Origin of the sequence: Burkholderia sp. Ac-20384, from assembly GCF_017104605.1 — a bacterium.
Lineage (GTDB): Bacteria > Pseudomonadota > Gammaproteobacteria > Burkholderiales > Burkholderiaceae > Burkholderia > Burkholderia lata.
Window position 1 is genome coordinate 1 of record NZ_JAAGPE010000660.1, and the last position, 1,385, is coordinate 1,385.

At 58.0% G+C, this 1,385-nt stretch carries 1 protein-coding gene; it reads left to right on the plus strand.

Annotated features, from left to right (window positions below; all coding sequences use genetic code 11):
• The first annotated feature begins 91 nt into the window (after positions 1–91).
• Complete coding sequence (locus tag G3O00_RS42660) at positions 92–1,114, plus strand: IS110 family transposase (protein WP_105775497.1); 1,023 nt, start codon at positions 92–94, stop codon at positions 1,112–1,114.
• Positions 1,115–1,385: the final 271 nt, after the last annotated feature.

The window sequence follows — 1,385 nt, forward strand, 5'->3', positions numbered from 1 at the left end:
GAACCTGTCCGCATTAATGAGATGGTCAGCCTGACCGAAACAACCCGATCGGCTTACGCTGATCGGGTTGTTTCCTTATTGGGAGGTCATTATGGACACGGTATCGCTGATCGGGATCGATTTAGGCAAGCATTGCTTCCACCTGCATGCACAGGCTGCATCCGGCCACATGGTGTTCCGCAAGAAGCTTACGCGCAACCAGTTATTTTCTCTGCTCGGCAACGTTCCGAGCTGTACGGTGGTCATGGAAGCGTGTGCTGGTGCTCACTGGATGGCGCGCCGTATCCAAGGGCTGGGGCATCAAGCCAAGCTGATTTCTCCCCGATTCGTCAAACCGTTCCTGCGCGGCAACAAGAACGATTTCGCCGACGCGCAGGCAATCTGCGAGGCCGGGTCACGTCCGGCCATGCGCTTCGTCAGTCCTCGCAACGAAACCCAGCAAACGCTCTCGGCCCTGCATCGGGTACGCGAGGGGCTGATACGCGACCGTACCGGCACGGTCAACCAGATTCATGGGTTTTTACTGGAGTTTGGAGTAAGTCTGCCCAAAGGGATGGCTGTTATCCGTCGGCTGCCGGCCGTGCTGGCCGCACATGAATTGCCGCCGCGGCTGATTGCGCTGCTCGAGCGTCTCCAGGCACATTTCAAGTACCTTGATGAGCAAATCGGGGAACTCGACCGTGAACTGGTTCAGCAGCTAGGCGAGGACGAGCGCAGCCAGCGGTTGCTGGAAATTCCGGGCATCGGGCCAGTCACGGCCAGCGTGCTCGCGACGGAATTAGGTGACGCCCGACAATTTGCTTCAGCGCGGCAATTCGCGGCTTCCATCGGACTTGTCCCGCGCCAATACAGTACCGGCGGCAAGCCGACCTTGCTGGGCATTAGCAAGCGAGGAGACAAGAATCTGAGGCGGCTACTGGTGCAATGCGCGCGATCTGTCATGCAGCGGATCGAGCGGCGCACCGATCGCTTGAGCGTCTGGATCCGCGGTCTGTTGACCCGACGGCATTCCAACGTGGTGGCCTGTGCGCTGGCTAACAAATTGGCCAGAATCGCCTGGGCCATCCTTGCCAAAGGTACACACTATCTATGCGAACAGGCTGCAGCAGCCTGACACGGCCTCGCTTATATAGCCCGATGTATCGAGTCCTTCCTGCTTTTGCGACGCGAGATACGTGAAGACATAAACGGCTCAACGGCCGGGCAAGCAACCTGACCACAAAAACAGCGCATGGACGCTGACGCATTTTTGAGGTTTGCCCGGTGCGGCTCTCATCATGGGACGAGGAACCTGTTTCCATCGCGATCCCGGATAGATTTGCGCACGCCCAATTTACGTCGACACCCACTCGCTTGCAAAAGTCAGGCTGACCATAGATTTTGTG